The sequence below is a fragment of the Gulosibacter macacae genome (assembly GCF_003865375.1).
Taxonomy (GTDB): domain Bacteria; phylum Actinomycetota; class Actinomycetes; order Actinomycetales; family Microbacteriaceae; genus Gulosibacter; species Gulosibacter macacae.
The window spans coordinates 51,697-78,664 of the sequence record NZ_RQVS01000007.1 but is presented as its reverse complement, the minus strand read 5'-3'; the positions used below and the strand labels follow the sequence as shown (position 1 = coordinate 78,664).

Sequence of the window (26,968 nt, the reverse complement as noted above, 5' to 3'; positions counted from 1 at the left end):
GTATTCTTGCGCTCGCGTGACTCTTGTTGCGAATGTGATTAGTGTTTCTGAAGTGAATCTGTGGCCGACACGCCGAGGAGCAGGAAAATCATGTCTGTGAAATTGCTTAATCGGGCTAGCGTCCTTCGTTCGACGTTGGTGGCAAGCGCAGCAACTTTCTTGGTTGCTGGTGCGCTTGTCGGCTGCACCCCCGTAGGTGATGATCCTGAACCGACCATCACCGAGGTAATCCAAACCGAAACGCCTACGGCCGACGCGGTGCCGACGGAGACTGAAGCCGAGTCTGTCGCGCCAACCGCTGACCCGACCGCACCAGTGGAAACTCGCCGCGAGGTGCACCTGGTGATCATCGGGGTCGAATACCTCGAGGGCGAAGGTGGAATCGAAGTTCGTTCGTTCGTAAGCGATTACATCGGCGAGGGTAGCTGCATCTATCGCGCAGTTGCCGCCGACGGCACCGAGGTCAGCGTCGAAGCTGAAGCATTGCCAGACGCGCAGACCACCGTCTGTCCGACCCGCGTGATCACCGGTCTCACATCAGGCGTCTGGGATGTGACCGTCGAGTACGCAAACGAAGAGGTCTTTGGACGTTCTGAAGTGACGACCATCGAGGTACATGCATGACCCGCGTTAAGCGCGTTCTCGCATGGCTGGGGATCGCCGCCCTCCTCGCAACCTTCCTCGTGGTGGCGCAATCCGCCGATGACCGTGCGCCGGAAGCAAGCGCAGCGGACGCCTCGCAGTTCAATCCAGGCATGATCATCGCCGACGCGCTGTTTTATGACAGCATGTCGATGTCGGCTGCAGAGGTTCAGGCGTTCCTCAATGACAAGGGCCGCTACTGCACGAGCAACTGTCTGAAGGACTTTCGTCAAACGACGATTTCGCAACCGGCGACCTCGCGCTGTAACGCGTACACCGGCCGTGCGGGCGAAACGGCAGCTCAGATCATCGTCAATGTTGCTGTCGCATGTGGCATCTCGCCTAAGGCGCTCCTCGTCCTGCTCGAGAAAGAGACGTCGCTTGTCAGCATGAACGGCCCCGGCGACTGGCGCTATGAGCGGGCAATGGGCTACTACTGCCCGGATGATCCCTCGCGTCCAGGCTGGTGCCACCCTGACTATGGCGGGTTCTTCAACCAGGTGTATAACGCATCCGCGCAGCTCAAGAGGTACGCGCAGAACCCGAACGACTATGGGTACCGAGCTGGGCGTACGAACTACATCCAGTACAACCCCAATGCCTCTTGCGGCGGCCAGAACGTGTATATCGAGAACCAGGCCACTGCTTCGCTCTACATCTACACGCCGTACGTACCGAACCGCGCTGCGTTGAACAACCTCTACGGCACAGGTGATGGTTGCTCGGCCTACGGCAATCGCAATTTCTGGCGCATGTACACCGACTGGTTCGGTTCGACAACCAGCGGTGGAACCGTGTCGACGAAATCGAATCCCTATGGCGGTCTTGATGTCGTTGCCGGTGGTGTCAACGAGATTGAGCTATCTGGTTGGGCCGTCGATCCCGACAATGTGAAGCAATCGCTCTATGTGTGGGTGACAATCGACGGAAAGGGTCAGCACATCTACGCGAACAAGCCGCGTCCCGATGTCGCGGCCGCATTGCCCGGGTTCAGCGGCAATCTTGGATACTCGGAGCGGCTACCGGCGACCTCGGGCAACCATGAAGTCTGCGTCACCTACAGCAACATTGGTGCCGGGCAGCACACAAGCAAGGGCTGCAAGACCGTTTCGGTTACTGGAGTGTCTCCCGCTGACCCAATTGGCAGTTTCGATGTCGCCAGCGCGATTCCCGGTGGTGTCAACGTCTCGGGATGGGCCTTCGAGCCCGACAACCTTTCAACCCCGGTGTATGTCTGGGTGACCGCCAACGGTAAGGGTCAGTTCTTGCGGGCGAACAAGTCGCGTCCCGACGTTACAGCCAGTTATCCAGAAGCTGGTTCGAATACCGGATTCGAGGGCACCCTTTCTCTGCCTGTTGGTACGCATGCAGTGTGCGTCACCCTTAATAACACGGGTGGCGGAAGCCGCAAGCCGCTCGGATGTAAGTCCGTCACGGTCACGACTCTCACGAACACCCCACCGAAGGGGAACCTGGAATCAGTAGTCGGTGTCGCAGGCGCGGTCAAGGTCGACGGCTGGGCGTTCGACGTTGATAGCCCGTCGAGTAATCAGGTGCGAATTGAAGTGGGTGGCAATTCGACCATCATTCGCACCGGAATTGCTCGCACGGATGTAGCCCGGGTGATCAATTCACAGGCCGGATATTCCGGCTTCTCAACCTCAATTGCTGCGGCTCAAGGCTCGCAACGGGTCTGCGCATGGGCGGTTGATGTTGGGGGCACGCAAGATCTCTTTCTGGGGTGTCAGACGGTAACCGTCCTCGGATCAAATCCGATGGGCTCGATTGACAAGATTTCCTTGGTCTCGGGCGGACTCCTCGTCACCGGTTGGGCTGCAGATGCTGATCGCCCGACTAGCCCCGTGACGTTGCGCTTCACAGTCGACGGAAATATCTATAACTACGTTGCGAACGGACCGCGAAGCGACGTCAAGCGCTATTACCCGGCGCTCTCGAACAACACCGGTTATGCCGTTCAATTGGGACTCAAGCCAGGCTGGCATGCCGTTTGTATCGACGCCCTCAATCAGGGCGCAGGCAAGGACACAAGGTTTGGTTGTTTCACCATCCAGACCCGGTAGTGAGCTGACGTAATGGCACCGAAAACAATCGAGCGCAATCGCACACCCGAAGCCACAGCGCCTGGCCGGCAGGAGGCAAAGTCCGCATCGCTGAGCGGCGTGCTCGTCATCATCGTTGCGATCGCACTTGCCATCGCACTCGCGCTTGCTGCGCTCGGCCTCGCCTTCGGGCAAATCCAACTTCCCGGAGCACAGGTGCTTTCGGTGGTGCCGCCTGCCGGTGCACCTGTAGTCGCATATGCACCTGAGGTCGAAACGGCTGACGCAACAGACTTGCTTGAAGTGCAGTTGCAGAACTGGGAGTGGGACGCAGCAACGTCGACTCTTTTCGCATCTGGCCTCGTGCTTGGAGTTGCCGAAGATGGTGGAACCTGCTCACTTCGCGTCACGGGTGGTGAAGTTGAGCACAAAGTGGGCGCAGGAGGCATGGTGAGTGGAAACACAACCACCTGTCGCCTCAACCTCAGTAATCCTGCCCTTGCCGGCGGCACCTGGGACCTCGTGCTCGTCTACTCGAATGTCGACGGTGAAGTGCGGAGTGAGCCACTGAGAGCGGTGCTTGACTAGCGACGGATCTCGTAGCGAACCACCTGCCATAGACTGGCGGCGTGCAGAACGTGTCCTCACCCCGATTCCGTCTAGTTGATCGACTTCTCACCGGTAACCGGGTGTCGCTTCTGCTTTGGAGCTTCCTCCTCCTCTTCGCGCTCTCGGGCACATGGGCGATTTCGAATCCCATCGCAACCGTTCCCGACGAACCTGCACACGTCATCAAGGCAGTAGCGGTAGTTCATGGGGACCCGTTTGGCACGATCAGCACCGACGCGACTAATCACGCTGACCGGGAGTTTAAGGTTGCAGAGGTCTACGCAGAGCTACACGACCTCCGCTGCAACGCATTCATTGGTACCGAGCCAGTTTCGACGTGTGAACTTAACATCGACGAACCAGCGGGTTCCGTATTCGATGCATCGACTGGTGCATGGGGATACAACCCGGTCTACTACGCAGTGGTCGGTTGGCCGTCACTCATCGCCAACGACCTCGCAAGCGTCACTGTCATGCGTTTGGTCAGCGCCCTATTCTCCTCACTGTTCCTTGCGTTTGCGATATGGGCGCTCTCATTCCTGCCGAATCGTCGCCTGCCCGTACTTGTCGGTATGGCAGTAGTGACGCCGTCGACGCTCTTTTATATGGGTGGAGTCAACCCGCAGGGTGCTGAGATTGCTACGCTGGCGGCGTTTACGGCCGCATACCTTGTTGCGCTCGAAACCCAGGCTCGAGGGCGGCTCTTGTGGCTACTTTCGAGCATCATGCTCGTGGCGGGCACCCTTGGTGTGCAGATGCGACATCTCGCGTGGATTTGGCTTGGGGTCATCGTGCTGATCGGCTTCATCTTTGCCGGTTGGCGCCGTTGGCTACGCTTCATCGGCAAGCCGCCGGTCGTGATCGCCGTGATCGCAGTTCTTGCTGGAATCGCAGGCAACCTATGGCTGATGCTCTCCCTCGACTCGCTGACAGGCGCGAGCCCGATGTGGGGTGCTGGAGTCTTCTCGTTCCCGAACGGTTTCCTCTTCATGCTCTGGAGGTTCCCGGAGTTCTTTGGATCGATGTTTGCCCTATTTGGCTGGATGGATGTCGAATCACGGTGGGCAGTGTCGATGTTCCTGGTCATTTCGGCAGTACTCGTCGCTGCGGCACTTCTCTCGCGTGTGCGGAGTCACCACCGCTGGGGCACAATCGCCGCGCTCGCGGCACTGTGGATCATGCCGGCCCTCGTGCAGGCTTCTTCTGTGATGGAATATGGATTCATCTGGCAGGGGCGCTATGGCTCTCCCCTCTGGGTCGTGCTCATGTTTGTTGCGGCCATTGCCTTCGCTCGTAATTTCGATCGCATCACCGAGCCTCTGGCTGCGCGGCTCGGAATCACGATTGCCGTCACGCTCGGCTGCGCGCATATTGTGTCGCTTGTCGCCAATTTGCACAGGCAATACATTGGCTTTGGAAACCCGCTGTCGCGGTTGCTTTCCTTTGCCGATGACGGTCGCATCTATTCGCAGGCACCGGTCATTGGCACTCCGGGATGGTTGCTGGTTGCGATCGTTCTGGGTGCGGTCACTGCATACTTCGCGTGGCGAATCGTTCGACGCCCAGCCCTTGAGAACTCGCCCGAGGAATCGAAGTCGTTCGTCGGCTGAGCTAGATGTCGCGGACGGGGTCCACGATGACGTTGATTGGACCGGTTCGGGCCGTGAGCGTCTTGCGGGGCAGGAGCGAGGGGTCCTGCACTCGTAGCTTTGCGTAGATTGACGCGTAGCAGAGGAATAACCAGCCGCCTTCAATCAGCAAACGTGATTCAGTCATGGCTTGAACCACCAACGCGACCATGATGAGGAATGGCACCGCTGTCATGCCTGCCAGGTGCGGGTGCCCGTGCTCGCGAACTGACTCAATTAGCGGAGTGTCAGGGCGGTCAATTGCGATCCACCAGGTCCGAATGAGCGCCGTGAAAACGAGCACGCTGCAGAACACCAGCCCGATGAAGCCCGTTTGCATCCAGACGTCGAGGAATGAATTATGCGCCTGGTGATACGACGTTCCCTCGACAACAGCGAGGTGCTTGAACTGAGGCAACCAGGGTGCCCAGTAGCTGATCCAGCCGAGTCCGACCAAAGGACTGTCGTCACCAAGATTGATCACTGCACGCCAGATATCGCCGCGACCGGACATATCGGATGACCGATTCATCAGCGCAAAGATCTCATTATTGAAGATCACGACTAGCGTTGCCCCGGCAACAAGAATCCCACCTACCGTGGCGTACATGACCCATCTACCCCTGCGGCGGAGGTGCCGTCCGGCCAGCACGAGTGCGGCGCCAAGCACGATAAACGCCAGGGCAACAACCACAGTTGCTGACTGCGTTCGAAGCAAGACGAAGACACCGGCAGCGATGGCAATGACCGCTCGAGTAACACCGATCTGACGATCCCAAAGTTCGGCGACGGTGATGACGACCGCAATGAGTGCAATCATCGCCAGCAGGTTTCGGTTTCCAGGCAGGCCCTGCAAATCGCCACCATCAAGAAGGTGGCCATAGCTCCAATAGAAGTTGGCAGGCACCTGAGCAGGAGTCGTCGGCGCATCTGGCCCCAAGAACTGCGAAAGAGTGCCATCTCGCAAGTAACTGGGCGGAATCAATCCGCCCGGTGAGAACACCGCGACCCAGGCCTCAAACACCAGCGATCCGTAGACGAGCAGGCGCATCCCCACACCCAGAGCGCGCAGAAACTGGAACCGCGTTAGCGAAACCGCCATTGTGAGCCCCGCGAAGGCGGTGAGAAGTTGCAGACCCCAGGCCACGAGTGTTTCGCCGCGATACTGCGACCAGATCACCGAGAGCCCACACCACAGCACAAAGGCAACGAGTGCGAAAGGCAGGTGGCGCGGACGCATAGGGGAGCGTCGGCGCACGAACGCGACGCCCAGGAGCACGGTTAGCACAAGCACCACTGCGCCATATCCGGGCCAGCCAATCGTGTAGCGCAACATATCGCCGGCAAACGCTACGACGAGCGTTGCCGCAACGAGCGCCATGGTGCGAGTGAATGCGAGCTCTCCGCGCATCCAAGCACCCCACCACGCGCGCGGCCCAGTCCTCGACACTGGGGAGGGGAGCGGCGCGGACATGAACTCCATTCTTGCACCGCGCCCGCGCTTGGCCCTCAGCCTGGAGTTGCACCGATAGACTCAGTCGCATGCTGCCGATCACAGTGATCTTGCCGGTGTACCACCGGGTGCCGGCGAGCGACTTCGAACGAAGCCTCCGCAGCGTTCTCGAACAGACGAAGCCGGTCGACGACATCATCGTTGTTGCTGACGGCCCAGTGCCCGAAGAATTGAACGCCGCGCTCGAGGCCGCTGAAGCCGACGAGCCGACCTTGCGCGTGCTGCGAAACCCCGTCAACGGTGGCGTCGCCCAAGCCATGCGCGAGGGCATGAAGATTGCACGTCACCGCTGGGTTGCCCGGCAAGATGCCGACGACGTCTCGATGCCGGAGCGCTTCGAAAAGCTCTGGCCGCTCATCGAATCGGGCAAGTACGCGGCCGTTGGTGGCGCGATGATCGAGTTCGCGAACGGCGACCCGACGCAGCTGGTGCGGATGCGGCGTCTACCTGCCGAGCCCGAGGCCGTGGTGAAGTACACGAAGTCGAACAGCCCCATGAATAGCCCCACCGTCATCTTCGATGCCGAAGCCGTCGCAGAAGTCGGCGCTGTGCGCGATATGCACCTCATGGAGGACTACGACCTCTTCGCCCGACTCGTCGCCCGCGGCTACGCACTTCGCAACCTCGAAGATCCGCTCGTCCTCTTCAATGCCGGCGAGAGCATGTTTGACCGCCGCACCGGCCGCGAAATGGCGCAGGCCGAACGCAAGATGCAAGAGAACCTCGTGCGCTACGGACTCATCTCCCGCCCGCGAGCCATCTTCAACTTCGTCGGCCGCCAAGCCTTTCGGGCCCTTCCGCACCCGATCCTCAAGCGCGTCTACGCCATCCTGTTCGACCGTGGCGAGCGTCACGAGTCCTTTGCCAACACCGCGACGCAACCGCAGAACGGAACCGAACGTGACTGACCACGCATCCTCGGCCACCGCGCCGAGCGACGAGATTGCCGAAGGCTGGAACGACGAACTTTCCCGTGCATCCTGGCTCGTCGTGCCCCTCTACAACGAGGGCCAGGTCATCCGCGAGGTGATGCTCGAGGCGAAGCGCACCTTCCCCAACATCGTCTGCGTCAACGACGGCTCCGGCGACAACTCGGTCGAAGAAGCCCTCGCCGCCGGCGTCGACATCGTCGAGCATCCGATCAATCTCGGCCAGGGCGCGGCCCTGCGCACCGGCCTCGACTACGCGCTCGCTCAGCCGGGCGCCAAGTACTTCGTCACCTTTGACTCTGACGGCCAGCACCGCGTCGTGGATGCGCAGCGCATGATCGTGCGCCTCGCCACCGAACCACTCGACGTCGTCATCGGCTCGCGCTTCCTCGACAACCGCACGAAGCCCGGCGCGCTCAAGCGCATCGTGCTCAAGCTCGCGGTGATCTTCCAGCGCTTCTCATCCGGCGTCGACCTCACCGACGCCCACAACGGCCTGCGCGCACTCAACCGCACCGCGGCCTCATCCATCGCGATCAACCAGAACCGCATGGCGCACGCCTCCGAAATCGTCAACGAAATCGGACTCAACGAGCTGCGCTACGCTGAAGAGCCGGTGCACATTATCTACACCGACTACTCCCGCGCCAAGGGGCAGTCGCTGTGGAACTCGGTGAACATCCTCTCCGACCTCATGTTTAAGTAAGGCGGCGACATGGACACGAGCCAAATCATCATCAAGGTCGTACTCATCGCGGCCTTCGCCATCGCGGCCATCGCGATCATCTTCCCGGGCCGCGGCGCTCGCGGCCTCGCCATCCGCCGCATCTTCTGGGTGCTGGGCCTGCTCGGCGGCATTGTCGCCATCGCCTTCCCGCAACTCACCTCGGCGGTCGCGAACTGGCTCGGCGTCGGTCGTGGCACCGACCTCTTGCTCTACCTCCTCATCGTTTTCTTCGTCGCCTATGTCGTCACGACTTCGGCCCACGACCGCAAGACCGACCGCACCATCACGGTGCTCGCGCGCAAGGTCGCGCTCATGGAGGCCGAACTGCGCAAGACGGGATCGCTGCGCTTCGAAGCCACCCACACCAAGGGCAACGAGTCGATGTTTGATGCGACTGGGCCAATCGAACTGCCAATGCAAGTGGAGGACAGGCAATGACCGTATTGGTAACTGGGGGTGCCGGATATATTGGTGCACACGTCGTTACTCTGTTGCGTGAACGCGGTGACTCGGTCGTAGTCGTTGACGACTTGATCACCGGCATCGCGGAACGGGTCGAGGGGTTGCCACTGCTCAACCTTGACATTGCCGACACCAGCAGTATTGAGCCGATCGCTGACATGATGCGTGAGCACAGTGTCACGTCAGTTATTCACTTTGCCGCGCGGAAACAAGTTGGTGAGTCGGTTTCTGAGCCCGCACGCTACTACCGCGACAATCTGGGCGGCCTGTCGAATCTACTGTTGGCGATGGAGTCCGCTGGCGTTGGGCGAATCGTATTTTCGTCCTCGGCCGCGGTCTACGGCGAACCAGACGCCAATCCAGTGTTCGAAACGACGCCGCAGTCTCCGATCAATCCCTATGGTGAAACAAAGCTCTACGGTGAGCATCTGATCAAAGCAGCGGAGAAGGCCGGATGGTTGAGAGGGGTGTCGTTGCGCTATTTCAACGTTGCCGGTGCCGCCAACGCAATGCTCAGTGACCGAGTAGCGCTCAACTTGATTCCGATGGTCATCGAAAAGATCGTTGCCGGTGAGGCTCCGAAGGTTTTCGGTGATGACTATCCGACAGCAGATGGAACCTGCATTCGTGATTATGTACATGTCATTGACCTTGCTGAAGCACACCTCGTTGCGCTCGATGCGCTAACTGACGGTCGTGACATTTCCAGCGAGTACAACATTGGTACAGGTACTGGGTCATCTGTACGCGAAGTTGTCGACGCGGTTTCGAAAGTATCTGGAAACGAGATTGAAGCCGAGATCTGTCCTCGGCGACCGGGGGATCCTGCAATATTGATTGCTGATGTCGGCCGAGCTCGGGATGAACTCGGTTGGCACGCACGACTCGGGCTTCAAGACATGGTCCAGTCTTCGTGGAGCGGCTGGCTCGCAACTCATTAGCCGTGTTCGCGTGCGGGGTCTGGTTAGCCAGGAATCTCAGACAGAAGCCTGGTTTGAGGTCGGTGGTATCGTTTTCGCTACGAAAGTTCCTGTGTGCGCAGAGCAGACGTGAACCCAATCTGAGCTGACCGCCATCGTTCGAAAGACGGCAATTTTTTTCATGACTGACTCGAAACCGGACTCAACGCCGTTGCCACTATCGGTGGTACTGCCCGTGTACGAAAAAGTGGGACCGGAGGAGTTCATCCGTTCCTACGAGAGTGTTGCGCAGCAAAGCTGGCCGGCAGAAGAAATCATCGTGGTGTTTGACGGTCCTGTTCAACCGGAAATTGAGTCATTTCTCGCTGAACAACCGCGCGATCAGCTAACCACCATTCGATTCGAAGAGAATCGCGGTCTTTCGGCAGCACTTCGTGCTGGTTACGCCGCTGCGAGGCACCGTTGGATTGCTCGCCAGGATTCCGATGATCTGTCATTGCCGGATCGTTTTGAGCGCCAGTGGCCCCTTGTCCAGTCGGGCAAGTATGCAGTGGTTGGTGGCGCGATGCTCGAGTTCGATGAGGACCCATCGGTAATCATTAGGCGGCGCGAATTGCCCTCGGAGCCCGGCGAGATTGCGCAGTACGCCAAGCTGAACAATCCCATGAACCATCCAACAGTGATTCTCGATCGGGACGCAGTTGCCGCAGTTGGTGGTGTTCAAGACCTGCCCTATATGGAGGACTACGACTTGTTCGCCCGGTTGCTTTCGCACGGCTATGCCCTGCGAAGCACCAAGGAGCCTGTGGTCCTGTTTAACGCGGGAGACTCGATGTTCGACCGGCGAACAGGTTCTGTGATGGGAACTAGCGAACGACGCATGCAAGCCAACTTGGTTCGCTACGGCTTGATCTCCCGCCCCCGCGCGGTCCTTAACTTTGCGCTCCGGCAGGGGTACCGTCGGCTACCGCGTCCGCTATTGAAGCGCGCCTACGGCATCCTGTTCGACCGCAAGCGGTAGCTATATCGGGCAATCGCATCGCGGCTTCGATAGTCGCGCTACACGAACGCTGCCTGACCAGTAACCTTGCGGCCCACGATGAGCGTATTCATCTCCATCGTGCCCTCATACGAGTAGATCGCCTCGGCATCGGCGAAGAAGCGGCCCACGCCGTAATCGAGCACGATGCCATTGCCACCGCAGGCCTCGCGGCAGTGCGCGACCGCCTCACGCATGAGGCGCGTGGCCGTGGCCTTCGCGAGTGCCGCCTGCTCATCAGTCTGCTCACCTGCATCCAGCAATTGCGACACCCGAGCGCAGAGCGTGATCGCGGCGTTCACATTGCCGAGCGCAATCACGAGGTGCTCCTGCACGAGCTGGCGGCGCGCAATCGGCGCACCAAATTGCTCGCGCTCGACGGCGTACTTGAGCGCCGCCTCGTACGCACCGGCCGCAAGCCCCGCCGCCAGCCACGCGACTTCGGCGCGGGTCTCGCGCAACACGCGCGCCGCATCCTTGAACGACGTCGCGTGCTCGAGGTGGTGATCGGCCGGGATGCGCACATCAGTCAGCGTGATCTGCGCGTTCTGCACGATGCGCAGTGACATCTTGCGCTCGATCTTCTCGGCAACGAACCCCGGCGTCGAATTCGGCACGACGAAGCCCTTCACCTGGCCATCGGCCTCATCGACCGCCCAGATGATGGTGAGGTCGCCGAAGGTGGCATTGCCGATCCACCGCTTCGAGCCGTTGAGCACCCACTCATCGCCCTCGCGGCGAGCCGTCGTGCGCAGGCCGCGCGCCGAATCCGAACCCGACTCCGGCTCGGTGAGGCCAAACGAACCAATCAGGTCACCCGCCGCCATCGCCGGCAACCACCGCTGACGTTGCTTGGCCGAACCACACAGCGCGATCGAGCCCATGGCGAGACCGTTCTGCACGCCGACATAGGTCGCGACCGAGGCATCCACGCGCGCGAGTTCGAACGCAACCCAGCCGCGAAACACCGCCGAGTTCTCAAACGGTCGCGACTCGGCAAACCCGAGACCGCACGCCCGCTGCTCAGCAAGGATGCCCGGCAGTTCGCTCGGGAACGACGCGGCTTCCCAGTGCTCATCGACGATCGGCGCAATATCGCGTTCGAGTCGCGCGCGCAGTGAGGCGAGAAACTCCTGCTCAACCGGGGCAAGCTCGGCGGCGAGGGCGGTGAAATCAGCGGCCAGAGGCGTGAACTGGTCGGTCATAGAGGGGGCTCCTTCGTGGCATCGCGAGCATCGTTGCGCCGCGGCAATGTCTCGGAGCGTAGGCCGAAAGGCCGCCGTATTGCCGGTTTGTTGTCGATGATGCGCAACCGTGACGCGCTAGGCTCGCAAGGATGTTTGTACGACTCGGGAACACACCACTGCGTTATGCGTGGGGTGCGCGGGGGAAGCTCAGTGAGTACCTCGGTGCCACCGGTGTCGTACGCGACCCCGAATTCGGTGCCGACGAGGTGCCGGTGCAGGCTGAGGTGTGGCTTGGCGCGCACCACGGCTCACCCTCGCAGATTCTCGAGCCGGCGCGCACGAACGGCGCTACCGACCTCGCTGAGTGGATCGCCACCGAACCTGAACGTGCCCTGGGCGAATACGCAAAGGGCCTGCGTCGTGGCGATGGCCCGCGGTTGCCATTCCTGCTTAAGGTGCTTGCCGCCGGGCAACCGCTCTCGCTGCAGGTGCATCCACCACTTGACGGAGCCCAGCGCGGCTTCGCTGCCGAAAACGCAATCGGCACCCCGATTGATGCGCCGAACCGCAACTACCGCGATCCGTTCCACAAGCCCGAACTCCTCATCGCGCTGAGCGAGACCATGTCGGCGCTCGCGGGATTCCGCGCCTTTGACGAGGTGCGCGCGCTCGTGGCCGACATTGCGCAGCTCGCCGACGAGGCCGGATGCGCTGAAGGTTTTGCCGAGTTCGCCGCCCGCATCGAGGCGCTCACGAGCGTCGACGAGCTGCGCGCGATCTTCGCCTGGTTGCTCACCCAGCCGCGGGCCGCCCGCGACGCGCTCCCAGCGATCGATGCCTGGGTCGAGCGCGGCTCCGAGACGTACCGCTGCGAACGCGACAATGTGCGCCGCATCCGCATCGCCAACCCCGACGACGCAACTGTGCTCTCGGTGCTGCTCATGAATCACGTCGAGTTGCGCCGTGGCGAGGCACTTTACGTGCGTGCGGGCATCCTGCACGCCTACCTCGACGGCGTCGGCATCGAGCTCATGGCCGCGAGCGACAATGTGCTGCGCGGCGGGCTCACACCGAAGCACGTAGATGCACCGGAGCTCCTCTCCGTGCTCTCCTGTGAGCCGATGGCGCCGCCGCGGCTCGAGCCGGTGGTCGACGCGCAGGGCGTGCTCGACTATCGACCCGAGGAGCCGGACTTCCGGTTGCAGCGAGTGCGGGCATCCGAGGGGGGTGCTCTTGACGTGACCGTGAGCATCCCGGGCCCGGCGATTGTGCTCGCGCTACGTGGCGACGCGCAGTTGCTCGCACCGAGCGGTGAAGAGATCACGCTCGGTCTCGGCGGCGCGATGTTTGTCACCCCGGATGAGGGGGAGTTGCGCGTGCGCGGCACTGACGTTGACCTCGTGGTCGCGACGGCGGGGCTATCCGCGGATGCGGTGCTTCCGCTCGACTGAGCGCCGTCACTTCGCTGAGATGGCCGGCGTGTTGTGGGAAAGCTCAGGGCGACACGCCGAATTTCCTCAGCTGTGAATCCCGGCAAAGTCTCAACGGTTGCCTTAAGGTTTCCGCCCTAATGACTTGACGTGGATCGCCTTACACCGATGTAATTACAGCGGTGGCTCGGGCAAGTCGTCCGAGGTTAAGCGTGGGAGTTGTGATATGGCACACGGACTGAACCGGCCGGTACCAGCGAACTGGTACGTGGATCCGCTTGAACTTGGCGTACCTGGAACCCAGGGATATGTCGGCGATGACAATCCGCTGGCGTGGCAGGCAGATTCGCTGTGTGCGCAAACCGACCCCGAGGCGTTCTTCCCCGAAAAGGGCGGCTCGACCCGCGACGCCAAGCAGATCTGCCAATCGTGCCTCGTGCGCGCCGAATGCCTCGAGTACGCGCTCGAGAACGACGAGCGCTTCGGCATCTGGGGCGGGCTCTCAGAGCGCGAACGCCGGAAGCTGCGCCGACAGGCCTAGGCCGAACTGCATCCAGCTCGGCGCACCACGCACCACACCACTCCAAGTGACGCCGGGCTCGATCAACTGAGCAGAATCACATGTTCTTTGACCACCCGGCCCGTACTTGCGGGCGCGCCGGGGTGAATCCAGGTCCGTCTAGCGGCCCGAACTACCATTCAGGCGATGCGTCCTAGAGTCACCGCCATTGTCGTGGCACACAATGCCGCCACCCAGCTCGAGCGCACCATCGCCGGGTTGGGGGCGCAAACAGTGCGCCCCAATGCAACTGTGATGGTGCACATCAAGTCGCGCGACGAGACGCTCGCGGTGATGCGGGCCGCCGAACCTGACCTCCTCGTCACGGTCGATGCCGATAGCTCCTTCGGCGATGCAGTCACTGCCGCCATTGAAGAGTACGAACTCGCCGAGACGCTGGTCGAAGCGACCGAGGGTGACCCGCCGAACGATTGGTACTGGCTGCTCGGTGCCGACAATGTCGCCGAGCCAGAAGCGCTCGCGGCGCTGCTCGACACCGCCGAACGCAACCCCTCGCTCGAGGTCACCGGCCCGAAGCTCATCAACCCTGACGATCCGAGCCAGCTCGTCGAATATGGCCGCTCGGTCACCCGCACCGGCACCGCTGTCGAATTGCACCAGGATGCACTCGACCAGGGCCAGTTTGAGTCACTCAGCGATGTGCTCGCTGTCGCGCCCGAAGGCATGCTCGTACGCCGCGAAACCTGGCACCGGCTCGGCGGCTTCGACTCGGGCCTGAGCGCCGTCGACGAATCGCTCGACTTTAGCGTGCGCACCTGGCTCAGCGATGGTCGCGTACTGCTTACCCCGGATGCTCGAGTCGAGTCGCTCGGTCTCGACGCCCCCGGCACCTCGCAATGGGGCCGACGCACCCGCTCACTGCAGCGCTACCGACTCACGCGCACCGCCGAACTGCACCGACAGCTTTCCTGGTCAAACTCATTCGAGTTCGTCGTGCGGTGGCTACTCATGCTGCCGGCCGTCGTTGGCCGCGCGGTGATGCACCTGCTCCGGAAGCAGCCCGGCCGCATCCTGCCCGACCTGCGCGCCGCACTCACCGTGATGTTTGGTCGCACCCGCGCGGCCCGTGCCCGCCGCCAATTCGCCGCGACCCGCAAGCAGCCGCTCTCAGCACTCGACCGGTTGCGCATCTCGCGACCTGAGTGGCGCAAGATGCAGGCGGGGCTGCGGGATGAACAGCGAGCGCTCTTGCAACAGGGCCGCGACCGCTACAACTTCATTACCGGCGGTGGCGGCTGGGTGCTCCTCATCGCGCTCATCGCTTCAGTGATTCTGCTCTTCCCGCTCATTGGTACCGGTGTCATTGCTGGCGGTGCGCTGCTACCGCTGTCGAGTTCGATTGGCGAACTCTGGGCGAACACGGGCTACGGCCTGCGTGACACCGGCGGCGGCATCGGGGTGGCCGACCCCTTCCAGTTCTTGCTCGCCGTGCTTGGCACGCTCACCTTCTGGCAGCCGAGCCTCATCATCACGATCATTTGGTTCTTGGCGCTGCCGATTGCCACGGTCGGCGCCTGGTTCGCGGTCGCCCGCTTCACCCGCCGCGCCTGGGTGCGTGCCTTCGCCGCGCTCGTGTGGGGGCTGTCGCCGACACTCTTCGTCGCCCTCGCCGACGGCCGCCTCGGTGCCGTGCTCGTGCACATCCTGTTGCCCTGGCTCGTCGTCGCCGGATTCATGGCCTCGCGCAGCTGGGCCGCGGCCGCCGCCGCCTCGCTCCTCGGTGTCGCGATCGCCGCGTGCTCGCCGATGCTGCTCCCGGCGCTCCTCGTGATCTGGGTGCTCGCGCTCATTCGCTCGGGCCGCGGCTGGGTGCGACAGATCTTCTTGCCGGTGCCGGCCGCCGCGATGTTCCTGCCGCTCATCATCACGCAGATCAACCGTGGCCGCCCCTTCGCCGTGCTCGCCGACCCGAGCCTGCCGGTCGCGGTCACCCCGACGCGCGGCTGGCACACCGTCTTTGGTCTGCCCGATGAGCGCCTCGGTGGGTGGCCGGAGTTCTTGCGCACGCTCGGCCTCGGCTCGGTCGATGTGTGGCTCGTGCTGGCGATCCTGTTGCTGCCGCTCGTGGTGCTTGCGATCGTGGGCCTGCTCAGCAGTGGCTGGCGGCTCGCGCTTGCCGGCTTCGTGATGTTCGCCCTCGGCGCCGTCACCGCCGGGGTTGCCGGTGGCATCGCCGTGGCCGCAGTCGGCGGCGTGGCTGTGCCGCTCTATGTCGCTCCCGCGCAATCACTGGCACTATTCGGTCTCCTCGTCGCGGCCGTTGCGGGTGCCGCCAACATCGGACCCCTGCGCGCACCGCTCACCGCGCTCGCGCTCATCGCCGCGGTGCTCGTGATCGTGCCCATCGCGCCGGCGCAATACAACGGACTCGCGCAGGTCGCCGCATCCGATGGTCGTACCCTGCCGGCACTCGTGGATGCGCAGGGTCGCGCCGCGACGAAGCTCGGCACGCTCGTGGTGACGCCGCTCGACGGACACACGATGCAGGTTCGTCTCGAACGCGGTTCGGGCCAGAAGCTCGACCAGATCTCGACGCTCGCCTCAACGAACCCGGGCGCCACTGAGCGCAGCGCGCAACTCGCGCAGCTCGCCGTCGGCTTCCTTTCGAGCGGCTCGACGAACCCGACCGCGATGTTGCACGAACTCGGTATTGGTTTCGTGCTCGTGCAGCCGGCCTCGGCCGGTGGTGCGGCCCTCGAGCAGCGCATGGTGACGGCGCTGTCGACGAACCAGGCCGTGCAGACCGTGAGTGACATCAGCGGTTTCGGTTCGCTCTTCCAGGTGGTCAATGCGGCTGAGCAGCCGACTGATCCGAACATCGCGACTCAGCTCAGCGTCACGAATTGGCAGGATGCGTTTGGTCGGCTCATGCTGCTCGTGCAGACTGCGTTGCTCGGTTTCGTGCTGTTGCTTGCGCTGCCGACGGGTGGACTCGCCTCGCGGGCGCGAGCGGCGTCGATGGTGGAGACCGAGCGTTGGGAGAACCTTGACCGGGGTAACCGACGTCGGCGCGTGAAGTACGGCGTCGACCAAGAATCGGTCGATGTGTATTCGGATGCGGCCACCGGTGAAGTCACCGGACAGGAGACTTCGGAGGTGGCCCGATGACCGAAGAACGACGCGACGACGCCGACGCACATGCGGAGGATGCCGCACACGCCGAGAACCTCAGTGAGCAGTCGGTCGAGGAGACTTCGCGCGCTGAGGCAACCCCGAGCGCTGAGGCTCTCGAAGCGCCGCTGCCGGCTGAGGATGCCGCGCACTTCGAGGACCTCAGCGAGCGGCACGCTGAGGCGGATGCGCGCGCTGAGGCTCTCGAAGCGCCCCTGCCCGTCGAAGACGCCGCGCACTTCGAGGACCTCAGCGAGCGGCCCGACGAAGACCTCAGCGAGCGGCCTGACGAGGCCCCCAGTGAGCGGCCGACCAACGATCTGCCCGCCGAACCGCTCGCGGCACACGATCGCCGCCGGCCCGTCGGTTCCACCGCAGCCCGTAAGCGCCGCCGCAGCGCCGCCGCCGACCGCCGTCGCAGCGCCACGATCAACGCCGTCAACCGCACCGTCGGCACCATCGCCGGTCTCGGCGTCGTCGCTGGCACCGTGTGGGCCCTGGGCTGGATGCCGCTCCCGAGCCTGAGCATCACCCCGCAGGGCATGGAAGTGCAGCCCCTCGCTGGCGACCAGGTGCGTGTCTGCGCCGGACCGCTCCAGCAGCTCGGCCTCACCAACGTCGCCGGCCAAGCCGTGCCGGTCGGCCAGCCGACCGTCACGACCGTGGGACCGACCGCATCTGCCACGCCCATCGGCGAGCAGGGCCCGAGCAGTTACGTCTTCCCCGCATCCGACGGCGAAGCCACTAGCGCAAGCATCGCGCAAGCAATCGACATTGCGACCGACAAGACCCGCGGCTACACGATGACCAATTGCATCCAACCCGCGCCAACGCAGTGGCTCTCGGCCGGATCCACCGAACTCGGTCACACGCTCGTGCTCGACATCGTGAACCCCGGGGCCGCGCCCGCACGCGTGAACTTCGAGGCGTACGGACCTTCCGGCGCGATCAGCCCGGGTATCCCAGAGATGGTGATTCCCGAGGGTGGCCACCAGCAGGTGAGCCTTGCGGGTATCGCGCCCGACCTTGCGGCCATCACATTGAAGATCACCGCGACCGGGTCGACCGTCGCGGCATTCCTCCACGAAACGATCACCTCAACGCTGCAGCCCGTCGGCATCGAAGTGACGGGCCCGACGGCGCTTCCGGCGACGACGCAGGTGCTCCCCGGCATGTGGATCGCAAACCGGCCAAACGTTGACGAGACCGACCCGACCCGCCTCGGCACGAGCGTGCGGGTGCTCAACACGGGCGAACGAGTGGCGCAGGCGACCATGCAGCTGATCACTGCCGATGGTGCGATCGCGCACGAGCTCGATCTCGAACTCGAACCCGGCAAGGTCGTGAACTTCCCGCTCGGCGCCGTGCCCGAGGGCATCTACACCGTGCGCTTTGACTCCGATGTGCCAATTGTCGCAAGTGGACGCGTGGCACCGATTGATGCGACCGAGTTCGCCTCCCTCGCCGCCCCGAACCCGATGCGCGACCGCGAGGTCGTGCCGGTGCCGGCGGGGGATGCACCGCGCTTGTCGATTGCGAACCCGACTGATGAAGCACGCGACATCGTGGTCAATGGCGCGACCCATCGCATCCCAGCACATGGCGCGGTGTCGGTCGACGTGGCGGCTGGCGAGGCGACGATCGAGGGTGCCGTTGGCATGTACGCGGCGCTACACGTGACGAGCAATGCCAAGTTTGCGAGCATCCCGGTGCTCACCGGTAACCCGGATGCCGAACCGGTGACGGTGTTCCGCTAGGCGCGGGCGCGTGATTCGCTAAACGCAGTGACCGCCACTCAACTTGAGCGGCGGTCACTCGGATGAGGGGAAGTCGCGAGTCGCTTCTATGACTCGTCGCCCCAGAAATCGCGGGTCAAGAACTCGTCGAGACGCCCATCGAGCAACTCGCTCACGGCCATGACCACCGTGCGCTCCACATACTCGCGGTAGCGGGGCTGGTCGGCCTGGCTCGAGAGTGACAATCGCGCGAGGCGCTCGATCGGCACTCGGTAGAGGATGACCTCGTTCGGTGGCCGAATCTGCCAGCGATCCATGCCATCGCGATGCTGGTCGCTCGCCGGCATCGGCGCGACCGAGATGCGCACATCGGCCATGAGTTCGGGCGCGATGGCCTGCAGGTAGCCGAGCGTTTCGGCCACCGATTGCATGAAGCGCGGGATGCGGCCGGTGAGCTGTGGCAGGAACGGACCCGCTGCGCTCGAACGCAATTCGCGGCCGTGCCGACTGCGCGAACCGCGCGATCGCCGGCTGCTCGCGACTTGACGACGTGAACGGGGCATACCGGCCAGCTTACGCCGCATCTTGGCGTTCCCGCGCGGCAGCAGGGCAGGGGCGGCTTGCGGGGCTATCGTGAGCGGCATGAGAACTCGCCCCTGCTGTCGAGTGACGTGCTCGCGGCGTGCGGCCTACACGCTCACCTTCGACTACACCGATCGGATGGCGGCGCTCGGCCCGCTTGCCTATCGCGCCGAACCGCACAGCTACGACCTCTGCGAATTGCACGCCGCGAAGACGAGCGTGCCCGCAGGCTGGACGCTGATCAAGCCCGTGCCGATCGGCGCCCCGCGCGACTGACTCGCGCACCCTGGAGGACTGGTTGGTCGAGTAGCGCAGCGTATCGAGGCCCACCCGCCCAGAAAGATTGGTTGGTCGAGTAGCGGCGTAGCCGCGTATCGAGGCCCCTCACGCACCAGTTCATCAGCATCAACCCGCGTGCTGAGGCACTCGAAGCACGCTCGCGACTAGCATCGAGGGTTATGACTACCCCGATTCCCGCGGCAGATCCCGCCGCATCCGGTGACCTCAACGCAATCGTCAAGAACTATGACGTGCGCGGGCTCGTGGGCGAAACCATGACCGAGCCGCTCGTCACCGCCCTCGGTGCTGCGACCGCTGACGAGCTCGGCCTCGCGGGTGCCGAAATCGTGATCGGTCACGATATGCGCGACTCGTCGCCCGGCTTCGCTGCGGCCTTCGCGCGCGGCGCTCGCACGCGCGGCGCGCATCCGGTCATGCTTGGCCTCTGCTCGACCGACATGAACTACTACGCCTCGGGCGTCCGCAACGCGGCCGCTGCCATGTTCACCGCATCCCACAACCCCGCGGCCTACAACGGCATCAAGATTTCGCGCGCCGGCGCCCAGGGCATCTCGTTCGACACTGGCCTGTCGGCGATTCGTGACCGTGCGGCGGTCTACCTGCACGAGGGCATTGAGCCGCTTGAGGATGCGGGGGAGTCGACCCTCGACGTGCTCAGCGACTACGCGCAGTACCTGCGTTCGCTCGTCGATCTCTCGGCGATTCGTCCGCTCAAGATCGTCGTTGACGCCGGTAACGGTATGGGCGGACTCACGGTGCCGGCGGTGCTTGGCCGCGAGGCGGGGCTGCCGAAACTGCCGATCGAGATCGTGCCGATGTACTTCGAGCCCGACGGCAACTTCCCGAACCACGAAGCGAACCCGCTTGACCCGAAGAACCTCGTTGACCTGCAGCAGCGCGTGGTTGCTGAAGACGCCGACCTCGGTCTCGCCTTTGATGGCGATGCCGACCGTTGCTTCGTCGTTGACGAGCGCGGCGGCGCGGTGTCGCCCTCGGCGGTGTGCGCGATCGTTGCGGCCCGCGAGATTGCGCGCGCGGGCGACGAGGATGCGTACATCATCCACAACCTGCTCACCTCGCGTCACGTGGTCGAGACGATTGAGCAGCTCGGCGCGAACCCGGTGCGCACCCGCGTTGGCCACTCGCTGATCAAGGCCGAGATGGCGCGCACCGGTGCGGTGTTTGGTGGCGAGCACTCGGCGCACTACTACTTCCGGGACTTCTGGGGTGCCGATAACGGTCTGCTTGCGGCGATGCACGTGCTTGCCGAGGTGGGTTCGGCGTCGCGGCGCGTGTCGGAGATTGCTGCCGAGCAGACGCCGTATGTCGCTTCGGGCGAGATCAATTCGGTCGTCGAGGATGTGCCGGCGGCGTACGAGCGGCTGGTTTCGGCGTGGGGTGCCGACACTTCGGTGGATGAGCTCGATGGCTTGACGTTCTCGTTTGGTGGCCGCGAGTGGTGGTGGGCGAATGTGCGTCCGTCGAACACTGAGCCGCTGTTGCGGTTGAACGTTGAGGCGGCTGATGCGGAGACGATGGCGCGGGTGCGGGATGCGGCGCTGGCGCTGATTCGTCAGGATTAGGCGGTGTGGGCGGGGTCTCGATACACCTGCGCTTCGCTCCGGCTACTCGACCAACCAAGCTTTCAATTTGGTTGGTCGAGTAGCGAAGCGTATCGAGGCCCACCAGCTCTGGAAGATTGGTTGGTCGAGTAGCGCGATGCGCGGATCGAGATCACCCTTGACAACTCGGGCACCAGGTTGAGTCGCGCCACTGCGCGCCCCGTTGCCGCGACCCCGAGTCGTGCTTGCCCTCGAGAATCGTCGTGCCACACCGCTTGCACGGTTCACCGCCGCGACTGAACACCCAATTGCGGTCGCGCAGATTGCCCGTGAACGTGCGTTCCACTCGGTCGCGGTTTGCGAGTAGCAAGCGGCGACCGAGTTCAAGCCACTCGTGCACCTCGCCAGCCTCCGCCACCGACCGCGTCGGCAGCACCCCGCGAATGAAGCACATCTCGGTCACATACTCATTGCCGAGCCCCGCCACATTGCGCTGGTCAAGTAGCGCCCCGGTGATCGGTCGCGTCGGCTCCGCGAGGATGCGCCGCGCGGCTTCTGCAAGATCGGGTTCCTCGGCGAGGAGGTCGGGCCCGAGGTACCCCAGATGCTCGTGCTCATCGGCGGTGGGCCAGAGTTCCAGCCGCGCGAGATCAATGCCGAGCGCTATGACCGCATCCGTGCCAACAATTGCCCGGATGCGGTGCTCGGCCGGCCACGCGACGGTCGGCCCGCGCCTGCCTGGCCGCGCCTGCGAGCCCGGTGGCGGCACAAGCCGCCAGGAGCCGTCCATCCCGAAATGGGAGTGCACCGTGTAGTCGTCGATGCGCAGCAGCATGTGTTTGCCGCGCGCTTCGGCACCGTGAATGTGCGCCCCGCGCAGGTCTTTCACCGCGAGATTCGGCATCCGCAATTCAAAGCGGTCGACCGTGCGCCCAGCGAGCGCGCGATGCAGGTGGTGCGCCGCCCGCCACGCGGAATCGCCCTCAGGCATCCTCAACCTCCCTCGCAATCATGTCGTGCGCATCCGCAGACCCCGGGGCGTTGCCGAGAAGCCAGCTTCTTGCATCCAGGTCGCGATTGGCGTGCCGAGCACATAGTCGCCGTTGACCTTCTCGACGACGAGATTCGGGATGCGGGCGGCGCGCACCGTTTCGGCAAGCGAACGGGCGGCGATGCGTTGCACCTGCTCGTCGTCGCCGAACACGAGCATCGTCTTGCCGCCGCGCTCGACATAGAGCACGAGCGCGCCGTCGACGAGGGTGACAAGGCCACCGGCTTTGCGGCCGGGGCGGTGGGTCGAAGAGTGCTCGGGCCACGGCAACGCTGCACCATAGGCGTTCGCGGGGTCAGTTGCCGCGAGGGTGCGCGCGAGCCTCGGCGGATCGTCGCGGAACCGCTCATCATCGGCCTGCCGTAGCCGGTCGACCGCTCCGGCCGTGGAGAACTGCGCGGCTCCGAGCTGCTCGATGAAGTAGCCGCGGCGCGCTTGACCGGCCTCTTCGAACTTCGCGAGCAGACGGTAGATGTGCGCGAACCCGCCGTCGGTGCCCGCCGCATCCACGGTGCCGCGGGTGACCACCCCGTAGCGATCGAGAAAGAGCTCGCCAAGCGCCTGCGCGCGAGTCGTCGGGTCGGCGGTGCCCGGATGAGTTGCCGACCAGCGACCAGTGGCCCGCGGCGGCACCTGCAGGCCGAGCCGTTCGCCGCCAAACTTGCCGCGGTAGAGGCGCCCGCGCGCGGGACGCCGCGCGGCGCGGTGAGCCGAGGAAGAGTTACCTCCGGCCGGACCCGACAAGAGCGACCGCATCGGCACGAGTGAATCGGTCGTCGCGAACCCCGCCCAGGCAAGTTCCCAGAGGGCGTCGGCGATCGCGTCGAGTGATGGCTCGGGGCTTGGTGTGGCCGCTTCGGTTTCGCCGTGTGCCGAGGCGGCGAAGGCCGCGGTGACGGTGAGTTCGCGCGCGAGATCGGGCACGAACATTGCCCCGCCGCGGCGGAGCACTTCGAGCAGGCGCGTCGCAAGCGGCGAGAGCGTCGCCGCATCCTCGAGCGCCGCAGGCAGGGTGAGTGGAGCGGTATCGGCAAGATGCAGACTGAGCCAGCCGTCGGCGCCGCCGATCGCGCCGTGCCCATGCCAGCGCACCTCACCCGCGGCGAGTAATTCGTCGAGGAGTGCGGGGGAGTAGTCGCGCACGCGGGCCGGTAAGACGAGCGATTCCCAGGCGGATGCGGGAATCGGCACACCCTGCAATTGGTCGATCGCAGTGACGAGCCCGTCGAGTCCGTGCAGGCTGCCGTCGAGATGTTGCCACTCGGGGAGGAAGCGCGCGTAGGCGAGTTGCGAGACCGGCTCGACCTCATGCCGCAGCTTCGCGAGCGTGCGGGCGCGGATGCGGCGCAGCACCCGATCGTCGACCCACTCTTCGCCGCTGCGTCCCGGGGTGAACTCGCCATGCACGACGCGGTTGGCGAGCTCGAGGCGGCGCAGCACATCGGTGACGACGGCCTGGCCAAGCGCGAAGCGAGCGGCGAGCTGCTCGACGGTGAATGGCGCGTGCGTGCGCGCGAAGCGGCCGATGAGGTCGCCGAGCGGATCAGCAACCGGATCGATGAACGCGTTCGGCACGCCGATCGGCAGCGGCACGCCGAGCGCATCGCGCAGGCGCGAGGCGTCTTCGATTGCCGCAATGCGCTCCTCGCCAGCGACCCGGATGCGCAGGGCTCGCTTCTGCGCGACGAGTTCGGTGGCGATCGTCTCGGCGTCGGGATCTACGGCCTCCGCATCCTCGGCCTCGAGCCGCGCGGCAATCTCGGCCACCGACAGCGGGCCAAGCAAGCGCAGGAGGTCAGCCACGCCCTCCAGGTCGCGCGCCTGAAACCCGGGTGCCAGCTTCTGCAACTCAGCTTCGACCTGAGCAATCGCCTCAAGGTCAAGCAACTCGCGTAGCGAGGTAGCGCCGAGCAGGTCGGCAAGCAGGTTCGGATCGAGCGCGAGCGCCGCGGCCCGCCGCTCAGCGAGTGGCTGGTCGCCCTCGTACATGAACTCGCCGACATAGCCGAACAGCAGCGACCGCGCGAACGGCGACGGCGCCTCGGTGATCACCTCAACGAGTACGACCTCGCGCGTCTCGATGCGGCGCAACAGCTCGCCAAACGCATCCAGATCGTAGACATCGTGGAGCACTTCGCGCACGGTCTCGAGAATCATCGGGAAGTCGGGGTAGCGTCGCGCGACCTCGAGCAATTGCGCCGCGCGCAGTCGCTGCTGCCACAGCGGCGAGCGCTTACCCGGATGCAGCTTCGGCAGAATCAGCGCCCGCGCCGCGTTCTCGCGGAACCGCGCCGCGAAGAGCGCCGAGGAGCCTACCTCGCGCGTGACCGTCGACTCGACCTCATCCCGTTCGAAGGCAAAGAGCTCGGCCCCCGGCGGATCAGCATCCACATCGGGCACCCGCACGATGATGCCGTCGTCGTTCGCGATCGCCGAAGCCTCAAGGCCGAAACGTTCGCGCACCCGCGAAGTGACGAGCAGCGCCCACGGCGCGTGTACGCGGCGACCGTAGGGCGAGTGCAAGATGACCCGCCAATCGCCGAGTTCATCCCGAGTGCGTTCGACGACGAGGGTGCGGTCGCTCGGCACATGCCCGGTGGTCTCGCGCTGCTCGCTGATGTAGGCGAGGAGGTTGTTTGCGGCGTTTGCGTCGAGGATGGTGGCAAGTTCTGCCGGGAGCGCCTGCGTCGTGGCAATTTCGCGGGTGGTGGCGCCGATGGCCTCGCCAAGTTCGGCAGGGCGGCCGATCGCATCGCCGCGCCAGAACGGGAGGCGGCCGGGTTCGCCGAAGGCGGGGGCGACGCGCACTCGGTCTGCTCCGATTTCGCGGATGCGCCACGAGGTCGAACCGAGTGCGATGACATCGCCGACGCGCGATTCGTAGACCATCTCTTCGTCAAGTTCGCCCACGCGCATGCCGACGACGCGCTGCTGTCCGGCGGATGCGGTGCTGTCGTCGCTCGCCTCGGGGCCGTCTTCGGTGCCGGTGAGCATGAAGACGCCGAACATGCCGCGGTCGGGGATGGTGCCGCCGCTCGTGACGGCGAGCCGCTGCGCGCCGGGGCGACCTTCGAAGGTGTCGGCCTCACGATCCCAGAGGATGCGGGGGCGCAGATGCGCGAACTCGTCACTCGGATACTTGCCGGCGAGGAGGTCGAACACGCTATCGAGCAGGGCTCGCGAGAGGGTGGCGAAGGGGGCGCTGCGGTGCACGAGAGCGAGCCATTCCACGGCCTGCCAGCGGTCGAGGGCGGCGGCAGCGATGGTCTGCTGGGCGAGCACGTCGAGGGGGTTGTCGATGGGGGCGATCGCTTCGATTGAGCCCGCGAGCATTCGGGCGGCGACAACCGAAGAGTGGAGCACATCGGCGCGATGCTTCGGCAACAGCACACCTTGGCTGGTTTCGCCGACCTGGTGGCCGGCGCGGCCGAGTCGCTGCAGGCCGCTCGCGACTGACTGCGGCGACTCGACCTGGATCACGAGGTCGACATCGCCCATGTCGATGCCGAGTTCGAGGCTCGAGGTCGCCACGACGCAACGCAGACGCCCAGCTTTGAGCGCTTCTTCGACCTCGGCACGGGTTTCTTTCGAGACCGATCCGTGGTGGGCGCGGGCAAGTTCGGGCGCGGCGCCGTCGAAGCCGCCGGATCCCGCGAGGAGTTGCGCGTTGACCAGACGTGGCGTGATGCCCGATTTCGACTCGGCTGCGGATGCCGAGGCTGCTGAGGCGGGCATCCCCGACTCGTCGCGCTGCTCCTCATCGTTGGAAGCTTGCGCGTCGAGGAGCCGTCCTTCGTAAAGCTCGTTAAGCCGGGCGGTCAGCCGCTCGGCGAGCCCGCGCGAATTGACGAACACGATGGTGGATCGGTGCGCGAGCACCCGATCGACGATCTCCGCCTCAAGGTGCGGCCAGACCGAACCGGCGCGGTTCTCGGACACCGATTGGGATGCATCCCCAAAGACAATGTCGTCGTCTTGCTGAGGTGTAGCGATACCGATGTCGTTGAGATCTTCGACAGGCACGACAAGCTTGAGGTCGAAGGCCTTTTCGCTCGGTGGCGCGACGATCTGCACGGGAGCTTGCCCGCCGAGGAACTTCGCGACGACCTCGAGAGGACGCACGGTGGCCGAGAGCCCGATGCGCTGGGCTGGTTTGGGGAGGAGGGCGTCGAGGCGTTCGAGTGAGAGGGCCAGGTGCGCGCCGCGCTTCGTGCCGGCGACCGCGTGCACCTCGTCGATGATGACCGTTTCGACGTTGCGCAGAGTCTTGCGCGCCGACGAGGTGAGGAGCAGGTAGAGCGATTCGGGGGTGGTGATGAGCACATCGGGTGGGGATGCTTGCTGGCGGCGTCGCTCGGCCGGAGGCGTGTCGCCCGAGCGCACGCCGACGGTGATCTTCGGGGTGTCGAGCCCGAGGCGCAGGGCCGTTTGCCGGATGCCGACGAGTGGTGCGTGGAGGTTGCGTTCGACGTCAACACCGAGCGCCTTGAGCGGCGAAATGTAGAGGATGCGCGTGCCCGGCTCGCGCGCCGAGCCGCCGTGCGCTGTGGCTGCATTTCCGTGCGCTGTGGCTGCATTTCCGTGCGCTGAGGCACTCGAAGCGCCCTCACCCAACCCCGTCAGCGTTGGCTGCGCATCCGCCCGCTCTTGAATGAGCCGGTCGATCGCCCACAAGAACGCCGCAAGCGTCTTACCGGATCCGGTCGGCGCAACCACGAGCGTGTGCTTGCCGTCGGCAATCGACATCCAAGCCTCGCGCTGCACCCGAGTGGGCGCCGCGAATGCGCCAAGAAACCACTCGCGCGTCGCCTCGCCGAACTGGGGGAACTCGGCGGCGCTCGCGGAGTCGTGGCTCACCGCATCCGTCATAGGCGCAAGCCAACCACATGCCCCCGACACC

20 protein-coding genes are annotated in these 26,968 nt (G+C 64.3%); 15 read left to right on the top strand and 5 right to left on the bottom strand.

What is annotated here, in order from left to right; genetic code table 11:
- Nucleotides 1–60 precede the first annotated feature (60 nt).
- Genes EG850_RS07055 through EG850_RS07040 form a run of 4 tightly spaced genes read left to right on the top strand, consistent with a single transcriptional unit; the run spans nucleotide 61 to nucleotide 4,921 of the window.
- Nucleotides 61–624 carry a hypothetical protein gene (locus tag EG850_RS07055; RefSeq protein WP_124971946.1) on the top strand — a complete coding sequence of 188 codons (564 nt, stop codon included), beginning with the start codon at nucleotides 61–63 and terminating at the stop codon, nucleotides 622–624.
- Complete coding sequence (locus EG850_RS07050; RefSeq protein ID WP_124971944.1) at nucleotides 621–2,723, top strand: hypothetical protein; 2,103 nt, start codon at nucleotides 621–623, stop codon at nucleotides 2,721–2,723. Before EG850_RS07055 ends, EG850_RS07050 begins: the two co-directional genes overlap by 4 nt.
- A gap of 12 nt (nucleotides 2,724–2,735) precedes the next feature.
- A complete protein-coding gene (locus EG850_RS07045; RefSeq protein WP_124971942.1) occupies nucleotides 2,736–3,290 on the top strand; it encodes a hypothetical protein in 555 nt (184 codons plus the stop codon).
- Nucleotides 3,291–3,331: 41 nt separating this feature from the next.
- Complete coding sequence (locus tag EG850_RS07040) at nucleotides 3,332–4,921, top strand: DUF2142 domain-containing protein (protein ID WP_124971940.1); 1,590 nt, start codon at nucleotides 3,332–3,334, stop codon at nucleotides 4,919–4,921.
- Between the two features lies 1 nt (nucleotide 4,922).
- On the opposite strand, the gene EG850_RS07035 is transcribed toward EG850_RS07040, so the two are convergent.
- A complete protein-coding gene (locus EG850_RS07035; protein WP_214609528.1) occupies nucleotides 4,923–6,413 on the bottom strand; it encodes an O-antigen ligase family protein in 1,491 nt (496 codons plus the stop codon).
- A gap of 68 nt (nucleotides 6,414–6,481) precedes the next feature.
- Between EG850_RS07035 and EG850_RS13530 the strand changes: the two genes are divergently transcribed.
- The 5 genes from EG850_RS13530 to EG850_RS07010 all read left to right on the top strand — a co-directional run bounded on the left by EG850_RS13530 (nucleotide 6,482) and on the right by EG850_RS07010 (nucleotide 10,511).
- Nucleotides 6,482–7,360 (top strand): glycosyltransferase, encoded by an 879-nt coding sequence (locus EG850_RS13530; RefSeq protein WP_124971936.1) that lies wholly within the window; start codon nucleotides 6,482–6,484, stop codon nucleotides 7,358–7,360.
- Nucleotides 7,353–8,087 carry a glycosyltransferase family 2 protein gene (locus tag EG850_RS07025; RefSeq protein ID WP_268878153.1) on the top strand — a complete coding sequence of 245 codons (735 nt, stop codon included), beginning with the start codon at nucleotides 7,353–7,355 and terminating at the stop codon, nucleotides 8,085–8,087. Before EG850_RS13530 ends, EG850_RS07025 begins: the two co-directional genes overlap by 8 nt.
- A gap of 9 nt (nucleotides 8,088–8,096) precedes the next feature.
- Nucleotides 8,097–8,546, top strand: coding sequence for a DUF2304 domain-containing protein (locus tag EG850_RS07020; protein ID WP_124971932.1), 450 nt, complete (start codon nucleotides 8,097–8,099; stop codon nucleotides 8,544–8,546).
- On the top strand, nucleotides 8,543–9,511 hold the full coding sequence (gene galE / locus EG850_RS07015) for a UDP-glucose 4-epimerase GalE (protein ID WP_124971930.1): 969 nt from the start codon (nucleotides 8,543–8,545) through the stop codon (nucleotides 9,509–9,511). The genes EG850_RS07020 and galE overlap by 4 nt, the downstream gene beginning before the upstream one ends.
- Nucleotides 9,512–9,671: 160 nt before the next feature.
- Nucleotides 9,672–10,511: a glycosyltransferase gene (locus tag EG850_RS07010; RefSeq protein WP_124971928.1), complete on the top strand. Its 840-nt coding sequence runs from the start codon at nucleotides 9,672–9,674 to the stop codon at nucleotides 10,509–10,511.
- Nucleotides 10,512–10,549: 38 nt separating this feature from the next.
- Here EG850_RS07010 and EG850_RS07005 read toward each other — a convergent pair whose 3' ends face one another.
- Nucleotides 10,550–11,734, bottom strand: coding sequence for an acyl-CoA dehydrogenase family protein (locus EG850_RS07005; RefSeq protein WP_124971926.1), 1,185 nt, complete (start codon nucleotides 11,732–11,734; stop codon nucleotides 10,550–10,552).
- Nucleotides 11,735–11,865: 131 nt separating this feature from the next.
- Here EG850_RS07005 and manA point away from each other — a divergent pair, with 131 nt between their 5' ends.
- The 4 genes from manA (at nucleotide 11,866) to EG850_RS06985 (ending at nucleotide 18,594) form a co-directional block, all read left to right on the top strand.
- A complete protein-coding gene (manA, locus tag EG850_RS07000) occupies nucleotides 11,866–13,167 on the top strand; it encodes a mannose-6-phosphate isomerase, class I (protein ID WP_124971924.1) in 1,302 nt (433 codons plus the stop codon).
- A 205-nt stretch (nucleotides 13,168–13,372) separates the two neighbouring features.
- On the top strand, nucleotides 13,373–13,687 hold the full coding sequence (locus EG850_RS06995) for a WhiB family transcriptional regulator (RefSeq protein ID WP_124971922.1): 315 nt from the start codon (nucleotides 13,373–13,375) through the stop codon (nucleotides 13,685–13,687).
- 165 nt (nucleotides 13,688–13,852) lie between these two features.
- Entirely contained in the window at nucleotides 13,853–16,834 is a 2,982-nt protein-coding gene (locus EG850_RS06990) for a glycosyltransferase (protein WP_124971920.1), read from the top strand.
- Nucleotides 16,831–18,594, top strand: a complete 1,764-nt coding sequence (locus EG850_RS06985) for a DUF5719 family protein (RefSeq protein WP_124971919.1) — start codon at nucleotides 16,831–16,833, stop codon at nucleotides 18,592–18,594. Before EG850_RS06990 ends, EG850_RS06985 begins: the two co-directional genes overlap by 4 nt.
- Before the next feature lie 86 nt (nucleotides 18,595–18,680).
- Here EG850_RS06985 and EG850_RS06980 read toward each other — a convergent pair whose 3' ends face one another.
- Nucleotides 18,681–19,136, bottom strand: a complete 456-nt coding sequence (locus EG850_RS06980) for a hypothetical protein (protein WP_124971917.1) — start codon at nucleotides 19,134–19,136, stop codon at nucleotides 18,681–18,683.
- Between the two features lie 79 nt (nucleotides 19,137–19,215).
- Here EG850_RS06980 and EG850_RS06975 point away from each other — a divergent pair, with 79 nt between their 5' ends.
- Nucleotides 19,216–19,431, top strand: coding sequence for a DUF3499 family protein (locus EG850_RS06975; RefSeq protein ID WP_124971915.1), 216 nt, complete (start codon nucleotides 19,216–19,218; stop codon nucleotides 19,429–19,431).
- 182 nt (nucleotides 19,432–19,613) lie between these two features.
- Complete coding sequence (locus tag EG850_RS06970; protein ID WP_124971913.1) at nucleotides 19,614–21,038, top strand: phosphomannomutase/phosphoglucomutase; 1,425 nt, start codon at nucleotides 19,614–19,616, stop codon at nucleotides 21,036–21,038.
- 151 nt (nucleotides 21,039–21,189) lie between these two features.
- Here EG850_RS06970 and EG850_RS06965 read toward each other — a convergent pair whose 3' ends face one another.
- On the bottom strand, nucleotides 21,190–22,008 hold the full coding sequence (locus EG850_RS06965) for a DNA-formamidopyrimidine glycosylase family protein (protein WP_124971911.1): 819 nt from the start codon (nucleotides 22,006–22,008) through the stop codon (nucleotides 21,190–21,192).
- Nucleotides 22,009–22,026: 18 nt separating this feature from the next.
- A complete protein-coding gene (locus EG850_RS06960) occupies nucleotides 22,027–26,937 on the bottom strand; it encodes an ATP-dependent helicase (RefSeq protein ID WP_124971909.1) in 4,911 nt (1,636 codons plus the stop codon).
- Nucleotides 26,938–26,968: the final 31 nt, after the last annotated feature.